This window comes from Fibrobacterota bacterium, from assembly GCA_019509785.1.
In the GTDB taxonomy this organism is placed as follows: domain Bacteria; phylum Fibrobacterota; class Fibrobacteria; order UBA11236; family UBA11236; genus Chersky-265.
In genome coordinates this window covers 91,658-106,886 of sequence record JAEKLQ010000025.1, presented here as the reverse complement: position 1 = coordinate 106,886, position 15,229 = coordinate 91,658, and the positions used below count along the sequence as shown (strand labels likewise).

12 protein-coding genes are annotated in these 15,229 nt (G+C 64.4%); 8 read left to right on the top strand and 4 right to left on the bottom strand.

The window, feature by feature from the left end:
* Window positions 1-13: 13 nt before the first annotated feature.
* From JF616_04555 to JF616_04545, 3 genes are all read right to left on the bottom strand, one after another.
* A complete protein-coding gene (locus tag JF616_04555; protein ID MBW8887012.1) occupies window positions 14-1,906 on the bottom strand; it encodes a penicillin-binding protein activator in 1,893 nt (630 codons plus the stop codon).
* 145 nt (window positions 1,907-2,051) lie between these two features.
* A complete protein-coding gene (locus tag JF616_04550) occupies window positions 2,052-4,445 on the bottom strand; it encodes a protein kinase (GenBank protein MBW8887011.1) in 2,394 nt (797 codons plus the stop codon).
* Between the two features lie 22 nt (window positions 4,446-4,467).
* Window positions 4,468-5,580, bottom strand: coding sequence for a sigma-54-dependent Fis family transcriptional regulator (locus JF616_04545; protein ID MBW8887010.1), 1,113 nt, complete (start codon window positions 5,578-5,580; stop codon window positions 4,468-4,470).
* A gap of 69 nt (window positions 5,581-5,649) precedes the next feature.
* Between JF616_04545 and JF616_04540 the strand changes: the two genes are divergently transcribed.
* The gene (locus JF616_04540) at window positions 5,650-6,162 is read left to right on the top strand and encodes a DinB family protein (GenBank protein MBW8887009.1); all 513 of its coding nucleotides are present in this window, start codon (window positions 5,650-5,652) and stop codon (window positions 6,160-6,162) included.
* Entirely contained in the window at window positions 6,155-7,144 is a 990-nt protein-coding gene (locus JF616_04535; protein ID MBW8887008.1) for a DHH family phosphoesterase, read from the top strand. The genes JF616_04540 and JF616_04535 overlap by 8 nt, the downstream gene beginning before the upstream one ends.
* 2 nt (window positions 7,145-7,146) lie before the next feature.
* Here the strand turns inward: JF616_04535 and JF616_04530 are convergent, their stop codons facing one another.
* Entirely contained in the window at window positions 7,147-7,536 is a 390-nt protein-coding gene (locus JF616_04530) for a hypothetical protein (protein MBW8887007.1), read from the bottom strand.
* 76 nt (window positions 7,537-7,612) lie between these two features.
* Here JF616_04530 and JF616_04525 point away from each other — a divergent pair, with 76 nt between their 5' ends.
* The 6 genes from JF616_04525 to flgL all read left to right on the top strand — a co-directional run bounded on the left by JF616_04525 (window position 7,613) and on the right by flgL (window position 15,174).
* Complete coding sequence (locus tag JF616_04525; protein MBW8887006.1) at window positions 7,613-8,947, top strand: aspartate kinase; 1,335 nt, start codon at window positions 7,613-7,615, stop codon at window positions 8,945-8,947.
* 473 nt (window positions 8,948-9,420) lie between these two features.
* On the top strand, window positions 9,421-10,470 hold the full coding sequence (locus JF616_04520) for a cyclic nucleotide-binding domain-containing protein (protein MBW8887005.1): 1,050 nt from the start codon (window positions 9,421-9,423) through the stop codon (window positions 10,468-10,470).
* 489 nt (window positions 10,471-10,959) lie between these two features.
* Complete coding sequence (locus tag JF616_04515; protein ID MBW8887004.1) at window positions 10,960-11,661, top strand: lytic transglycosylase domain-containing protein; 702 nt, start codon at window positions 10,960-10,962, stop codon at window positions 11,659-11,661.
* Between the two features lie 7 nt (window positions 11,662-11,668).
* Window positions 11,669-12,295 (top strand): flagellar protein FlgN, encoded by a 627-nt coding sequence (locus tag JF616_04510; protein ID MBW8887003.1) that lies wholly within the window; start codon window positions 11,669-11,671, stop codon window positions 12,293-12,295.
* Window positions 12,295-13,983, top strand: coding sequence for a flagellar hook-associated protein FlgK (flgK, locus tag JF616_04505; GenBank protein ID MBW8887002.1), 1,689 nt, complete (start codon window positions 12,295-12,297; stop codon window positions 13,981-13,983). The genes JF616_04510 and flgK overlap by 1 nt, the downstream gene beginning before the upstream one ends.
* A gap of 12 nt (window positions 13,984-13,995) precedes the next feature.
* A complete protein-coding gene (gene flgL, locus JF616_04500; GenBank protein MBW8887001.1) occupies window positions 13,996-15,174 on the top strand; it encodes a flagellar hook-associated protein FlgL in 1,179 nt (392 codons plus the stop codon).
* Window positions 15,175-15,229 lie beyond the last annotated feature (55 nt).

Genomic DNA, 15,229 nt, shown 5'->3' with positions numbered 1-15,229 from the left:
CCCAGGGCCAGTGTCATTCCGCCTCGGGGCAGGTCTCCGCTTCCTTGAAGCCCTTTTTCTCCACCCGATAGATGGCGGCGTTGGTATTCGCCCCGTACTTCTCGTCGAAGACGATGCGCCCCAGCACCCCGTTGAAGCTCTTGATGGCCTTCAGGCTGGGGATGATCTGGTCCTGGGAAGGCGCGGTCGACAAGCCTTGCAGGAGGAAGCGGGCCGCGTCGTAAGCCAGGGCGGCCACCTTGTCCGGGTTGCGCTTCCATTTGGCGTTGTAGGCCCGCGAGAACGCGAGGTAAACGTCGGTCTTGGAATTCTCCTGGAAGTCCACGCTGAAGTACGCGCCTTGCACGGCGACGGTGCTGCTGCGCCGCAGCATGGCCCGATCGTTCCAGCCCGACGAGCCCAGGAATTGCGCGCGGATCTTGTTGAAGGCCGCCTGCGAGGCGAGGGTATAAGCCTCTTCGCCGTTGGTGGCCGCCAGGAATACGCCGTCCAGGGGCAGCACGGAATCGCTCATGATTTTCTGCTGGGCCTTGTAATCGAGCTCAGAAGCGGGTACGCCGTCCGCCTTCAGCTTCTCGATGTACATCTTGCCCGCCACCTTGCGGATCTCCTCGAACTGCGGGGCCAGATCCTGCGCTCCCGGCTGGAAATACTGCACGGAGACCACGCTGCCCCCCTTGCGCTCCACGGTCTTCTGGAAGGCGTCGGCCAATTGGTAGCCGTACTCGCTCTCGGGAGCCACGATGGCGAAGTCCTTCAGCTTCAGGCAGCCGGAGGCATAGAGCGCGATGCGTTGCCCCAGGGTTCCCGTGGTGACGTTGAGCTGGAAGATGCCGTCCCCCAAGGCCGCGATGCCATGGGTGGTGGCGGTGGGGGTGACCATGGGGACCGGGCTCTTGCGGGCGGAAAGGTCGATGGCGACGCCGGCGCTGACGTCGCTCATGGCCGGGCCCAGCACGGCGTCGATGGGCTCGTCGCGCATGACCTTCCGCAAACGGTGGATGCCGGTGATGAGATTGCCTTGATCGTCCAGGATGCGGACCTCGATGCGGCCCGCGCCTTTGGCGTTGTTGTCGTCGACGGCGAGCTGCGCGCCTTCCTTCATGGCCTTGCCGATGTCGGAGAACTCGCCCGTCATGGGGGCCATCAAGAGGATGGTGCGGTTCTGCACGGGCGCTTCCGCCGCCTGGCGCAGCTTTTCCTTCACGCGACCCGCCCCGTCCCCTTTGCCATAACGATCCAGCCAATCCTGGAAGGCGGAGCGGGCGGCGGTGTAGCGGCCCTCGCGCAGGTACTGGTCGCCCAGGCGCTCCAACAGGCCCGCGCGCAAGGCCGGATCGCGTTCCGCCGCTTCCAGCACGCCTTCGGCTTCTTCGGTGAGCAGCCCTCCGCCTTCCACGATGGCCCAAAGGCCCTTGGAGGCGTTGGCGTAGAGGGCGGCATTGGGGGCGGCCACCGCGGCCGCCGCGAAAGCGCGCGCCGCTTCCGCGTTCTTGCCCACGCGCAGTTCCGCTTGGCCCTGGTAGTAAGCCATGCGGGCCCCGTAGGCGGAGGTCCCGTACGTGCGATGGAAGCGGGCGACCTGGGCCAAGGCGGCTTCGCCTTTCCCTTGGCGCAAGGCGATGTCGGTCAAGATGACGTAGGCTTCTTCGGCGGCCGGCGATTTCGGGTATTGCTTCAGCAGCCGGTTGAGTTGCGCATCGGCCTCTTTAAGCTGGCCGGACTGGTAGGCGGCTTCGGCGCGCTTGAGAGCCGCGGCCGCGGCCCTGTCGCCGGACGCGGAGGCCGCATTGGCCGCGCTGGCCGATTGCGAAGCCGGAGCGGGCGCGGGTTTCGCGTCCGCGAGAGCGGCAATGCATAGGCTCAGGCAAAACGGGAGCGCCTTCGGGTAGGGTATGGCCTGCACGTAGAAGCCTTTCCGCCGGCGGGAGGGAAGATGGGGTTCGAGGAAGGGAACCCGGGCTTTGGGCCGCCGCGGGGGGAAAAGTAACAATTCGCGGGAACGGTCCGGCGGGCCCGACGGTAGGGCCGGGCGGCAGGGCCGGGCGGATTCAGGCCGGCATGGTTTCGGCCAAGGCGGTGTATAGCGCCATGCAGTCGGGGTAGCGTTCTTCCGGCGTCTTCCCCATGGCTTTGCGCAGGGCTCCCCAGAACGCGCCGCCCAAGGCCGGGCTAACCTCGTCCAAGGGGACGATTTCGTTCTTGAGGATGCGGTTGCACAACTCCGGGATCTTGGTCCCGATATAAGGCAGGCGGTAGCTCAGCAGCTGGTAGAGCACGACCGCGAAGCCGTATTGATCCGAAGCCGGGCCCACGTTCGCCCCCGCCAACTGCTCGGGCGACATGTAAGACGGCGTGCCGACCGTCATGCCGGTGGCGGTGAGCCCCATGTCTTCCATCTTGGCGATGCCGAAATCGAGCAGCTTCAAGGTGGCGCCGTTATCCACCACCATCAGGTTGGCGGGCTTGAGATCGCGATGGATGATCTTGTGGCTATGGGCGAAGTCGAGGGCGGAAGCGATTTGCCGCATCCAATGGGCTACGGCGCGGGGATGCGGAGGTTGGGGATGGGCCCGCATCCATTGGGAAAGCGTCACGCCGTCCAGGAATTCCAGCACCATGTAGGAGACGTCGCGGATGGTACCGAAATCGTAGATGGTGTTGATGCAAGGATGATTCAGCGAGCCCGCGGCCCGGGCTTCCAGCACGAAGCGTTCTCCCGCGCGATCGAAACGGGAGGACGCGAAGCGGGTGATGGTCTTGATGGCCACCTTGCGGCCCATCTGGGAATCGAAACCCTCGAATACGTCGCCGGCCGAACCGAATCCCATCTTGCGTACGATCCTGTACTTGCCCACGCGCACCAGGCCGCCTTTGGCGTCCCTCTCGATTTCGTCGCCGGCAGGCGACGGGGCCGCCGGTTCGGCCAGGCGTTCGACCGGGGCGCCCTGTCGTTCACGCAAGACCGGCCGCGGGCGCGGCGGCTCGGCATTCCGGGGCGCCTGCGCCAGCGGGGCGGGAGCAACGGACGCGGGGGGCATTGGCGCGGAGGCCACGGGGGCAGGTGGCATGAGCGAGGGCGATTCCGTCGCGGCCATCCTTCCCGCCGGCGCACTGCCCTGTATCGGGCGGACGGCGGGGATGGCGACTTGGGGCGTGCCGCGCATCGGCGTTACCGGTTGAGGCAAGGGCCGCGCCATCGGCATCAGGACGGGATCGAAGGCGGGCGCGGGATGGATCATGGGCGGGTGCGCGCGTCTGCCGGTGAGGCTGCGGCGCGCCCAGGCGAGCGGGAAATAGGCGGCGGCGACGAGCAGGGGCGGGGCCTGGGGCGGCAGCCACAGGGAGGCTTTGGCGAAAGCGGCGAAGGCGACGATCGGGTATACGCAAGCGAGGAACGCTCCCATCATGAAGGCGGGGACGCCGCCGAATCCGGCGATCAGGACGGCCGCCATCAAGGCCGCGGAGCATAGGCCCGCCAGGGCGGCCAGGGGCGCGCCCCAAGCGGGCGCGGCGATTAGCGTGCCTTCCAGCAATCCCGCGGAAAGGGACGCTTCCACCTCGGTGGGGGTGCGTAGGCCGGCGGCGGTGGGCAGCGATGCTCCGCCGGGATCGAGGAATACCAGCTTGCCCCTCGCCTCGGATGCGGATCCGGAGCTTTCCAGGAAACGCTGGGCGGATAGGTGCGGGATGCCGTCCGGCGCATGGAACCGGGGAAGCGCGGCCCCCGAGGCATCTATCGGCAAGGCGTGGGACGCGTCGAACAAGGCTCCCACGCCCTCCACGTAGCCGATCTTCGCGGCCGGGACGCCCAGGTACCGGCGCGCGGCTTCCACTCCCAGGGACGCCGCCACCCCGCGCTCCAAGCGGATAAAGGCGGGCACGGCCCACACCGCGGCTTCGCCCGCCGGCAGGATGAAGCCGGTGGTCGGCGCGGACGGGCCGGCGCTTGCTTCCGTGATCAAGCTATCGGGAATATCCAGACCTTCTCCCATCGCCAGGGACAATCCCGGTTCGGGCCCGTCCAGGGCGGGATAGAGGGATCGGGAAAGGATGGGAGGATAAGCCGGCGGCCCATTCTCGGGGAAGGACCAGGCCCGCACGCGGGCGAAGGTATGCGGGATCACCCAACGGCCGGCCGGTGCCGCAGGGGCATCCGTAGGCGCACCGGCGATCGCATCCGCGCCCGCGGCGATGGGGGAGGAAGCGGGCCCCAGGGCCACCACGGAAGCACCGCGACTCAGGGCGGTGGCGGCTAAGCGCGCTCGGGCTGCGGCATCCCAGGGATCCGCGCCGGGATCGGCGGTGATGATGAGAACGGTCGAGGATGGCGGCGGAGGGCCGGCGACGCGGGCGAAGGCCTGGTACCAGGCGGATTCTCCCCAATGGGATCCCGCGATCAGCACGACGGCGGCGAGAGCTAAGGAAACCAGGGCGGCCGGCAAAAATCCGAGCGCGGAGGCGGGCTTACGGGCGGATGCCGCTGCGCCCCTCGACGGCACTCCCCCCATCGCGTTCCCCATATAGCCCTGATAATATAGAGCCAAACCCGGAGGAGGGGAAGGGATAAGCGCGTCCGGGAAGCGCCATTTTCGCGAGCCGGTATTGCAAAGCGCGCCGGGTTATCCCCAACATGCCGGATGCGCGACCGCGATGATGGCCGCAGGCGCCCAGGGCTTCCATGATTTCGCGATCGGAAACCCGTGAAGCGCGCGGCCGGAATGCTTCCCCGTTTCCGGATGCGGACGGTAACGCCCGCGATACGTTGCCTGGGCCTCCCGCGGGCGCGCCCGCGAGCACGGCCTCCCAGCCCCGGCCCAGTTCGCGGTATACGCAATAGCGTTCGGCCAGGTTGCGCAGCTCCCGCACGTTACCCGAGAAGGGCCGCTCGGCCAGTTCCGGGGGAACCGCGCGCCACGCCGCGTCCGCCTCCGCTGGCGGTAGTAATGAGGCGAGGAAATGCCGCAACAGGATCGGGATGTCGCCGCGGCGCGCGCGTAAGGGAGGCAGGTCGATGGCCATCACGTCCAGGCGGAAGAGCAGGTCTTCGCGGAAGCGTCCCTCCCGGGCCAGCGCGGCGAGATCGCGGTGGGTAGCGCAGACCAACCGGAAGTCGACCGGGTATTCGCGGGTATCGCCCACGGGGCAAACCCGTTTTTCCTGTAACGCCCTCAAGAGCCGCACCTGGGCCTCCAAAGGCATATCGCCGATTTCGTCCAGGAACAAGGTGCCGCCATCGGCCTGACGGAAGCGGCCCGGGTGGTCGGCGGAGGCGCCAGTGAAGGCGCCCTTCTTATGCCCGAACAGCTCCGATTCGATCAAGCCGGGAGGCAGGGCGCCGCAATTGACGGCGATGAAAGGCCTGCCCGCCCTCTCGCCGTGGGTATGGAGGAAACGGGCCACCACTTCCTTGCCGGTTCCGCTTTCGCCGCGCAAGAGGACCGGGCAGGAGCGCTTCGCGACGGCCTCGCAAAGCCTCAGGACCGCGGCGAAGGGGGAATCGTTCGCGCAAAGGGGAGCCTCGGCCCCGTCGCCGAAACCTGGAATGGCGGAAGTATGGGTCGCGGCTACGGAAGGCATGACGGCAAAATAGCCGCGGCCCCATCCCGCGATTGTGACCATCGTCCCTCGGTAGCTATACTTTTTGGCATGATCGAATTCAAGGATTCCGGCTTCTACAAGAACTACGTGGCCTTCGACGATGCCCCGTCGACCCACCCGGTCGAGGCTTACGCCCGCCATTCCGAAATCTGCCATACCTACCTGACCAGCCTGCCCGAGTCCAAGGCCGGCTACCGCTATGCCGAAGGCAAATGGACGGTACGCGAAGTGGTGGGGCATATCACCGATACGAGCCTGATTTTCCTTTACCGCACGGTGTGCATCTCGCGCGGCGAGCGCCAGCCCCTGCCCAGCTTCGAGGAAAACGATTACGCGGCCGCCGCCGGTTACGATTCGCTTTCATGGCGCGCCGTGCTGGACGCCTGGAAGGGCGTGGGCCAGGCCGCCCGCGCCCTGATCGCCGGCATCGATCCCGCCGGCTGGGATCGAGTGGGCACGGCGGCAGGCGTACGGATCACCCCGGCGCAAATGCTACGGGCCCTGATCGGGCATGAGCGGCACCATATCCAGGTGCTCAAAGAGCGCTACGGCCTTGATTGATCAAGGCCCGGCCTCGGCTGATGGCGGCGCCTACTACGTCTTCAACGGCGACGCCGACGGGCTCTGCGCCCAGCACATCCTTTTCCTCGAACTCGGCCCGCCCACGCTGCGCGTGACCGGGCTTAAACGCGAGATCGAACTGCTGGAGCGGATCCCATCGGGAGCGACCGGGCACGTGCATGCCTTGGACATCAGCCTCAAGCGCAATCTGGCCGCCCTCTCGGGCCTGCTGGATCGGGGTAACGTAAAAGTTACCTGGTACGATCACCACGAGCCCGGGCTTCCGCCCACCCATCCTTCCCTGGAATTGCACGTGAACCAGGCCCCGGAAACCTGCACCGCGGCCATCGTGAACGCGGTCCGTGGCCATCGCCAGCCGCTCTGGGCCGCCATGGCCGCCTTCGGGGACAATCTGCCGGCCACCGGCTCCTCCCTCGCGTCCGCCGGGGGCGCCTCCGCCCATGAGGCCCAACTCCTGCGGCGGGCGGGAAGCTTGCTCAATTACAATGCCTACGGGGAGCTTCCGGGCGATCAGCTGTTTCCCGCCGCCGATTTGGCCGCGCGCATGGAGGCTTACCCATCCGCCCTCGACTTCTGCTGGGACGCGCCTATCTTCGGGCCGCTGGCCTCGCAATTCGAAGCCGACCAGGATGCCTTGCAATCCCTCTCGCCCCTGGCCGACGCGCCGCGGGCCAAGGCCTTCGCGGTCCCGGATGCGCCCTTCGCGCGGCGCTATGCCGCCACCTGGGCCAACGAGCGGGCGCTGGAACGCCCCGACCAAGCGCTAGCGGTTCTGCATGCCGTGTCGGATGGGTGCTACCGCGTCTCCGTGCGGGCGCCGCGGGCGGGCGGTCCCGCGGCTTCCGATCTGGCTATCGAGTTCGGCGGGGGCGGACGCAAATTGGCGGCCGGCATCGATGCCTTGCCTGCGGGGGATCTGGACCGCTTCCTGCGGCGGTTCACCGAGTATTTCGGGGGATAGCCTTAAGCCAATTCATCGAAATAGCCGCTCAGCTTGTCCGTCAATGCGTCATTGATGGCTTTGCTGGCGTAATAGCCGGTCTTGAGCCGAAAGCGCACCAACTCCATGTGGTCGGCGAAGGCGGCATCGGAATCCGCCGGCGGGGCCTCGGATTGCGCGGCCGGGGACTTCCCAGCCGTTTGGGATTCCTGGGATTGAGGCGCGGCGGCGGTATCGAGCGGCTGTGGAGCGTCCGGAAGAGCCGGCGCGGCGGCTTTGGGGGCGGGCGCGGCATCGGATGCTTTCTTGAGCGCGGCGGCGAAGGAGTTGGCACCCGGCTTGGAAACCGCGCGCCCAGCCGAGAATCGGCGGGGTTCGCTGCTTTCGGCCGGTTTGTTGTTCTTGATTTCCATGATCGCGACGCGTCCTCTTACAGCTTATCGGGCGGGATTAAGTTTTACTTCATTCTTTTTTTAATTTTCCCGCAACATGAACCGCATCGTCGCGAAATTCGGCGGCTCTAGCGTAGCCGACCACAATCAATTCCTCAAGATCAAGAAAATCCTCCAAGCCGGCCCCAAGCGCAAGGTGGTCGTGCCATCGGCCCCGGGCAAGCGGCACTCGGGGGAAGCCAAGCTCACCGATCTGCTCTACCTGTGCCATGACCTGGCCCAGAAGAAGCTTCCCTTGGATGCGCCCTTCGCGTTGATCCGCGATCGCTACCTGGAGATCGAAAGGCAATTGGGGCTCAAGGCCGGGATGGAGCAGACCCTGGCCGCGTTCCGTAAGGAGATCGAAGAAGGCGCTTCGCGGGACTTCGTGGCCTCGCGCGGGGAATACCTGTGCGGCGTCCTGATGGCGGCCTTCCTGGGCGCCGAGTTCGTGGATCCCAAGGATACGGTATTCTTCGACCGCGCCGGCCGTATCGACGCGAAGACTTACGAAGTGCTGGGCAAGCGCATGTCCGATCCGTCCAAGCTCTACGTGATGCCGGGCTTCTACGGCGTCGACGTGAAGGGGAACATCAAGACCTTTTCGCGCGGGGGCTCGGACATCTCCGGGGCCATCGCGGCGCGCGCCATCATGGCCGAGCTCTATGAAAACTGGACCGACGTTTCGGGCTTGCTGATGGCCGATCCCCGCATCGTCGATAATCCCCATCCCCTCGACGAAGTGAGCTACCGCGAGATCCGCGAGCTCTCCTACATGGGCGCCAGCGTTTTCCACGACGAGGCCATCGCGCCAGTGCGCGACGCGGGCATCCCCATCAACATCCGCAATACCAACCGCCCCGATGATCCCGGTACGCTCATCGTTTCCAAGTTGCCCGAAGTGACGCGCTACGACATCGCCGGGGTGGCGGGCAAGAAGAACTTCTGCATGTTCAGCCTCGAGAAGAGCATGATGAACAAGGAAGTCGGCTTCGCCCGCAGGATGCTCGGCATTTTCGAGACGCACGGGGTCAGCATCGAGCATATGCCCTCGAGCATCGATTCCATGAGCGTGGTGGCCGCCGCCGAGGAAATCGGCGACAAGACCGAAAGCATCCTCGAGGATCTGCGCCGGGTTCTCGAGCCCGACATCCTGGAGGTGGAACCGGACTTGGCTCTCATCGCCGTGGTGGGCGAGGGCATGGCGAACCAGATCGGCACGGCGGCCAAGGTATTCATCGCCCTGCGCGACGCCCACGTCAACGTGCGCATCATCGATCAGGGTTCCTCGGAATACAACATCATCGTCGGGGTAGGCAACCAAGACTACGAGAAGGCCATTCGGGCCCTCTATGCCGCCATGATGACCCCGAATCCCGCTTTCAAAGGCTGACCGTCCCCTCACTACCTTAGCCGACCCGCCCTATCCTCGGTGCCTTGCTGTACCTAGGAGCCTGGAAGGCCTGTGCTCCCAAAATGGATGGCGCGCCAATGGAGCGCTATTGGGAGCGCCAATGGCGCTTCAGATTGTGCTTCTATTAACCTGAAATGGCGCACGGATGGGGTTCCGATGGCGCTCCAAAGGCACTCCCAATAGCGCTACATTGGCGCTCCCCGGATTTGATCAAGCCCCGGCCCGCGCCCGGGGCGAAACCGGGCGAATTCGTTCCGAGGCATCGGGATTCTTGACACATCCGCGATTCGCTTGAGATCCGGTACCCTGCTAGTTTATGCTATTGGAGGATTACCGGACCGGTCCCCAAAATCCTCCAAGCCCCGTGCGGCTAGGATTCCCGGGCGGTAGTTACTCTGCGGCGAAAGCGTGGCCGTCCTCACGGACCCAATCGGAATAGGTAACTTTCGGATATGGATGAAGCGGAACAATCCTGGGCGCTCAAGGCGTTGGACTTGCGTAATTGCCCCTTCTATACCAAGGGCGATTCGCTGCAAGTGCAGATGCCCGGCGTATACGGGAACCAGACGGTATCCTGCTCCATGCCCGTCGCGAGCTTCATCCCCGTGGCTATGGAAGGGCGGCGCGAAGAAGGGCAGGTCGAAGCGGGCTGGAAGAATTGCGCCTGCCGTTGGTCGTACTGCCGCATGAGCAAGCTCTCGCGGCCCGCCGTCCAGTTCGAAGAAGTCCTCTCGGCCGAGAACCAGATGGCCCGCCCGTTCCTGGATCAGATGCCTATCGCCGTGGCTCGGGCCTTCCGGGAGCGCGCCCTGGCCAGGGAATACAAAAGCGGCGACGTCATCCTCAAGGCGAACGTCACCAGCAGCCATTTCCACGTCCTCCTGAAAGGGATGGTCCGCATCGCCACCCGCGGCCAGGACGGCCGGGTGCTGGAGCTGTCGGTGCTGCGCAAGGGGGATTGCTTCGGGGAGATGTCCATCCTCACCGGCGCCTCCACGAGCAACCAGGTGGACGCGGTGGAAGATTGCCTCACCCTGGCCATCGCCCGCGAGGACTTCCACAAGACCTTGGCCGAATTCCCGGTCATGAGCATCATCCTTTACCGCATGCTTTCCAAGCGCATCCGCGCCACCAACCAGAAGCTGGCCCAATTGCTGTCGCCGGGCCTTTCGGGGGATCTGCGCTACTTCGCGTTCGCCGATCTCCTGCAGTCCGTCCTCACGGCGCGCATGACGGGCACCTTGCTGGTGGAACAAGGGCCGTTGCGGGCGCATTTCGGTTTCGAGGAAGGCGGCCTGGTGCACGCCAGCCTGGGTAACTTGCCCGCTACCCTGGCCATCGATGACGCCCTGCGGTGGCAATCCGGATCCTTCCGCTTCCTGCCCCAACAATCCGCCGGCGAGCGCAATCTCGACGGGGACACCATGGCCATCCTGCTGGAGGCGCTGCGGCGCCTGGACGAAAGCTCTATCATCGCCAAGGCCGAAGACCTGGCCCCTTAAGCCCGGGCCATATATATAGGCTGCCCCAAGGGCAGATTCCTCCCCCGCCCGCTCCGCCGCGAGGCAAGTTTTTCCCCGTCCCCGTCCTCAATTTCCCTTAACCGCCATGGCCGGCCGCCACTTATGGGGGATATCCGGGCCTTCCGGGCGCTGGCATGGGTCTTGCAATCCAATGCACTTGAAGAGGAAGTTAAAGCAGGACAGTAACCGGCAAGCTACGAGAGAACCATGAACACAGAACCCACCAACAACCTCGACCTGATCAAGAACCAGTTGGGCCTCTCCAAGGTGGCTCCGCTGGAACAGGCCGCCAAGGGACTGGCTTCCCAGAAGGCCCAAGGCGCCGAGGCGGACAAGAAGCGTTGGAAGGCCGCCCTCGATTTCCAATCCATGTTCCTCTCCCAGATGTACAAGTCCATGCGCCAGAGCACCATCGCCGAGGGCAACGAACTTACCAAGGCCTCGCCCGGCCGCGAGATCTTCTCCGAGATGCTCGACAACCAATATGCCAGCCTGGACGCCAAGAACCCGCTGGTTTCCGGGGCGCAGGGGATGAAGAACGCCCTGACCGGGATTTCCAACAGCCTGGCCTCCCAGATTTACCGCTCTTTGCGCCGCGCCCAAGGGCTCGACGCCGTGAGCGCGCCAGCGGCGAACCAGCCCACCGCCATCCCCCGCTTCGACGGCGACGTAGAGGACGCCGGGAACGATTTCCCGATGGCGCCGATGCTGGCTAAGCTGGTAGGCGCGCATTCCCGCGACGGCAAATCCACGGCCCCCGCGGCCATGAGCGATGCCGCCCTGCGGCCCATCATCGATCAGGCTTCGCAGGCCTATGGCGTCCCCGCCAACCTCATCAAGGGCGTCATCAAGGCGGAATCGGCCAACCAGCCCCTGGCGGTGTCCGGCGCGGGCGCCAAAGGCTTGATGCAATTGATGGACAGCACCGCCCAGGCGATGGGCGTGCGCGATCCTTTCAACGCCAAGGAAAACGTCCTGGCGGGAACCCGTTATCTGAAGGACCTGTTGAACCGCTATGGCGGCGACGAGTCCAAGGCGCTGGCCGCCTACAACGCCGGCCCCACCGCGGTCGATCGCTACCGCGGCATCCCGCCCTTCGCGGAAACCAAGACTTACGTCGACACCGTCCTGACGACCAAGCGCGAGCTGGACGCCGCGCAAGGGAATTGAGGAAGCCATGGCCACCATGACCCGCCAAGCCATATTGGAGGAATTCCCCGACTTGTTCGCCGAGGGGACGACCGCCGCGGACGCGCCGAAAACCGATCGCGAAGCCCTCTGCGTCCGCTTAATCGACAATCTGAAATCCCAACTCGGATTGTACGCGGCCTATCGCGGCATGGCCGAACGCCAACGTACCGCCCTGATCAACCGCCACCTCGCCGATAACCTCCAGGTGAACGGCGAGATCGAGAAACTGCTGCATAATCTGGCCGGCCTGGAAGAAGATCGCGTCGGGATCACCTCCGCCATCCTGGGCTCGCGCAAGGCAGGGGACGCATCCACCCCTGCCCACGCGCCCGCGAAGTGCGAAGCCATCTATCCCCTGGTCTCCCACCAAAACGCCGCCCGCCTCAAGGAGTGCCGCGATGCCTTGATGGGGGCCATGGCCGCGCTCCGGCAAACCCTGATCGTGAACCAGGCCTTGATCGAGAACGGCAGCAAGATCATCCATACCACCATCGGGATCCTCACCAGCGTGGCCGGCCGCAGCAAGGCCGACAGCATGGGCCTTTATACCGCCAAGGGCGGCGTGAACTACGCCCGGGTGCAGATCCGCAACCTCGTGAACCGGAGCGTCTGATGGGCTTGATGGACTCCCTCAACGTCGGCATGCGGGGCCTTAACGCCTCCCAGACCGCCATAGACGTCACCGGCCAGAACATCTCCAACGCCAATACGGAAGGCTACTCGCGCAAGCGGGTGAACCTCCAGGCCGATGCCATCCCGGACGACGTGTACGGCCAAAAGGGATTGGGCGTCGCGGTCACCGAAGTCGATCGCATCCGCGACGAATTCCTGGATCGCCAGACGTGGGAAGCCCTGGGCGACAAGGGATACAACACGCAATTGGATACCGCCTATACCCGTCTCGGGAACATCTTGAAGGAACCCAGCGATGACGGCCTGGCGTCCAAGATGAACGCTTTCTGGGCCTCATGGCAGGATCTGGCCAACAATCCGGGCGACCTCTCGGCCCGCGAAGCCGTCAAGTCCAGCGCCGACGTGATGATCGATACCTTCCAAAGCGTGTACAAGCAGATCCAGGATTACGGCTTGTCGATGAACAACCCGCTGGATCAGCAGGCCAAGCAGGTCAACGATTTGACCGGGCAGATTTACGATCTCAACCAGAAGATCGCCGGCGTGGAGACCAGCCCGGGCCAGAAAGCCAATGACGCCCGCGACCAACGCGATTTGCTGGTGCGTAAGCTTTCCAGCCTGATCGACGTGCAGACCGTCGAGGATACCAACGGCCGGCTCATCGTCACTTCGGGCGGCAACCTCATCGTAGGCCCTTCCGAAGCCATGCAGATCGAGACCTATGGCGTGGACAAGACCCTGGCCAACGGCGAAAAGGCATCGGAACTGCGTCTGCGCTTCGTCGAATCCAAGCGCGGTTTCGACCCCCGCGGCGGCGAGCTGAAGGGCATCATGGATGCCCGGGGCCAGGTGCTCTCGAAGTACATGGACGCGCTGAACTCCTTGGCGGGTTCCATCGTGAAGCAGGTCAACGATCAGCACGAGCTGGGATACAACCTCAACAAGTCCACCGGCGTCCCCTTTTTCGACCCGTCGAAAACCTCCGCCGGCAACATGACCTTATCGGACGCGATCCTCGCCGGCGCCGAGAACATCGCCGCCGCCGAAGGCGGGAAAATCGTGGACGTAGCCGCTTTCGCCCCCGTCGGCGGCATCCCCGCCGTGGCCAATCCGGTACTCGATCTGAAGACCACCAACCCCAACTACCGTGATCTCGCGCAGGGAAGCGTCAAGGTCACCCTTTCCGACGGAACCGTATTGCAAGAAGGCGCCGGCGCCGATTACGTCGTGGACTCCGAACTCGGAACCATCAAGTTCCTGAACTATGGCCGCTACGTGGCCGGCGACGCCATCAACGTCCAATTCCAGTACAACACCACCGGCTTCTCGGGAAACGGCAACGGCCAGAACTCGCTCCTCATCGCCGGTCTGCGCCTCAAGAATTCCATGGTACCGGACACGGACGGCACCCCGACGCAGAGCGTGACCACCTTCTACTCAGCCACCATCGGCAAGTTGGGCATCGAGCAAAACCAGAACAAGTCCCGCCTCGACACCAAGACCTTCCTGATCTCCCAGATGGATTCGGAGCAGGCGACGATTTCGGGCGTCTCCTTGGACGAAGAGATGACCAACATGATCAAGTTCGAAAACAGCTACCGCGCTTCCGCCAAGTACATCACCACCGTCTCCCAGATGATGGATGTGCTCATGCAGTTGGCGCAATAAGGAGGGAAAACCATGGCTTCCCGAATCAGTTTCAGCCAAGTCAGCTCCCGTATCCTCGACCGGCTCTTCATGAATTACAACAAGCTGGAAGGGACCCAGGAGCAGCTGGCCACCGGCAAGAAGATCAACAACGCCACGGACGATCCCGTGAGCGCCGCCCAGAGCATGGAACTCCGCTCCCAGCTCGATCAATTCTCCAGCTTCCAGCGCAACATCAACGACGGGCTCGGATACCTTGGTACCATCGATTCGACCTTGAATACCGGCACCAATATCTACCAGGCCATGCGCGAACGCGCCATCCAGGCCTCGAACGATTCCAATTCCGGCGACAGCCGCTACTACATCGGCCAAGAGGTGCGGGGCATGTTCGACCAGATGGTGGCCTTGTCAAACACCACCTTCAAGGGCGAATTCGTCTTCTCGGGCACCAACACCCAAGTCGCTCCCTACGAGATGCGCAACGGCCAATCGACCATCCAGGCCGGCGCTCCCGCCAATTCCTCCAATAGCGATTACACCGCCATCGGGACCTGGATCGACTTGAAGGATCAGAATGTCACCGATTCCAACGACACCCCTTCGAAGAGCGCCCTCCCGAACCTGATCGTGCCCGGGACCTTCGGCATCCCCGGCCTTAAGGAAGGCACCGACTTCGAGGTCAACTACCATACCGGCCAGCTCAAGATCCTTTCGGCCCCGGCCGCGGCCTCCCTCGCGGGAGGCAACCTGACCGCCAGCTACAGCTGGTTGCGCCGCAACGAAAAGGATCTGGACGGCGTTTCCAAACGCGAGATCGAAGAAGGCGTAACCGCCCGCATCAACACCACCGCCTCGGACGCATTCGGCGCCAAGACCGGCGGCAATGCCTGGGACGCCATGATCGACTTGCTGGACGGCACCTTGAACAATAAGCCCGACAAGATCCGCGGTAGCCTCGACGGCATCGATCAATCCCTCAAGCGCAACCTGACCGCCCAGTCCTCCAATGGCGCCCGCGTACAACGCTTCGAATCCACCCAATCCCGCAACTCCGATCGCCAGACCTACACCACCCAGCTCCAATCCGACGTGGAAGACGTGGATTTCGCCAAGGCGGTCTCCGATTTCAACCTGGAACAAGCCGTCTACGAAGCCTCCCTGAAGATGGGCGCGCAGGCGTTGCAAAGCTCCCTGGTGAACTTCCTCTAAGGGCCGACTTTTCTCCGAAGCCCTGGCATTCCTCCGCCCGCGAAGTATTTTTCGA

What these genes read in the sequence shown, in the direction of transcription:
- JF616_04525 (MBW8887006.1), top strand. Translation starts at nt 7,613, where the DNA reads ATGAACCGCATCGTCGCGAAATTCGGCGGCTCTAGCGTAGCCGACCAC.
- flgL (MBW8887001.1), top strand. Translation starts at nt 13,996, where the DNA reads ATGGCTTCCCGAATCAGTTTCAGCCAAGTCAGCTCCCGTATCCTCGAC.
- JF616_04520 (MBW8887005.1), top strand. Translation starts at nt 9,421, where the DNA reads ATGGATGAAGCGGAACAATCCTGGGCGCTCAAGGCGTTGGACTTGCGT.
- JF616_04515 (MBW8887004.1), top strand. Translation starts at nt 10,960, where the DNA reads ATGCTCGACAACCAATATGCCAGCCTGGACGCCAAGAACCCGCTGGTT.
- JF616_04510 (MBW8887003.1), top strand. Translation starts at nt 11,669, where the DNA reads ATGGCCACCATGACCCGCCAAGCCATATTGGAGGAATTCCCCGACTTG.
- flgK (MBW8887002.1), top strand. Translation starts at nt 12,295, where the DNA reads ATGGGCTTGATGGACTCCCTCAACGTCGGCATGCGGGGCCTTAACGCC.
- JF616_04530 (MBW8887007.1), bottom strand. Translation starts at nt 7,536, where the DNA reads ATGGAAATCAAGAACAACAAACCGGCCGAAAGCAGCGAACCCCGCCGA.
- JF616_04545 (MBW8887010.1), bottom strand. Translation starts at nt 5,580, where the DNA reads ATGCCTTCCGTAGCCGCGACCCATACTTCCGCCATTCCAGGTTTCGGC.
- JF616_04540 (MBW8887009.1), top strand. Translation starts at nt 5,650, where the DNA reads ATGATCGAATTCAAGGATTCCGGCTTCTACAAGAACTACGTGGCCTTC.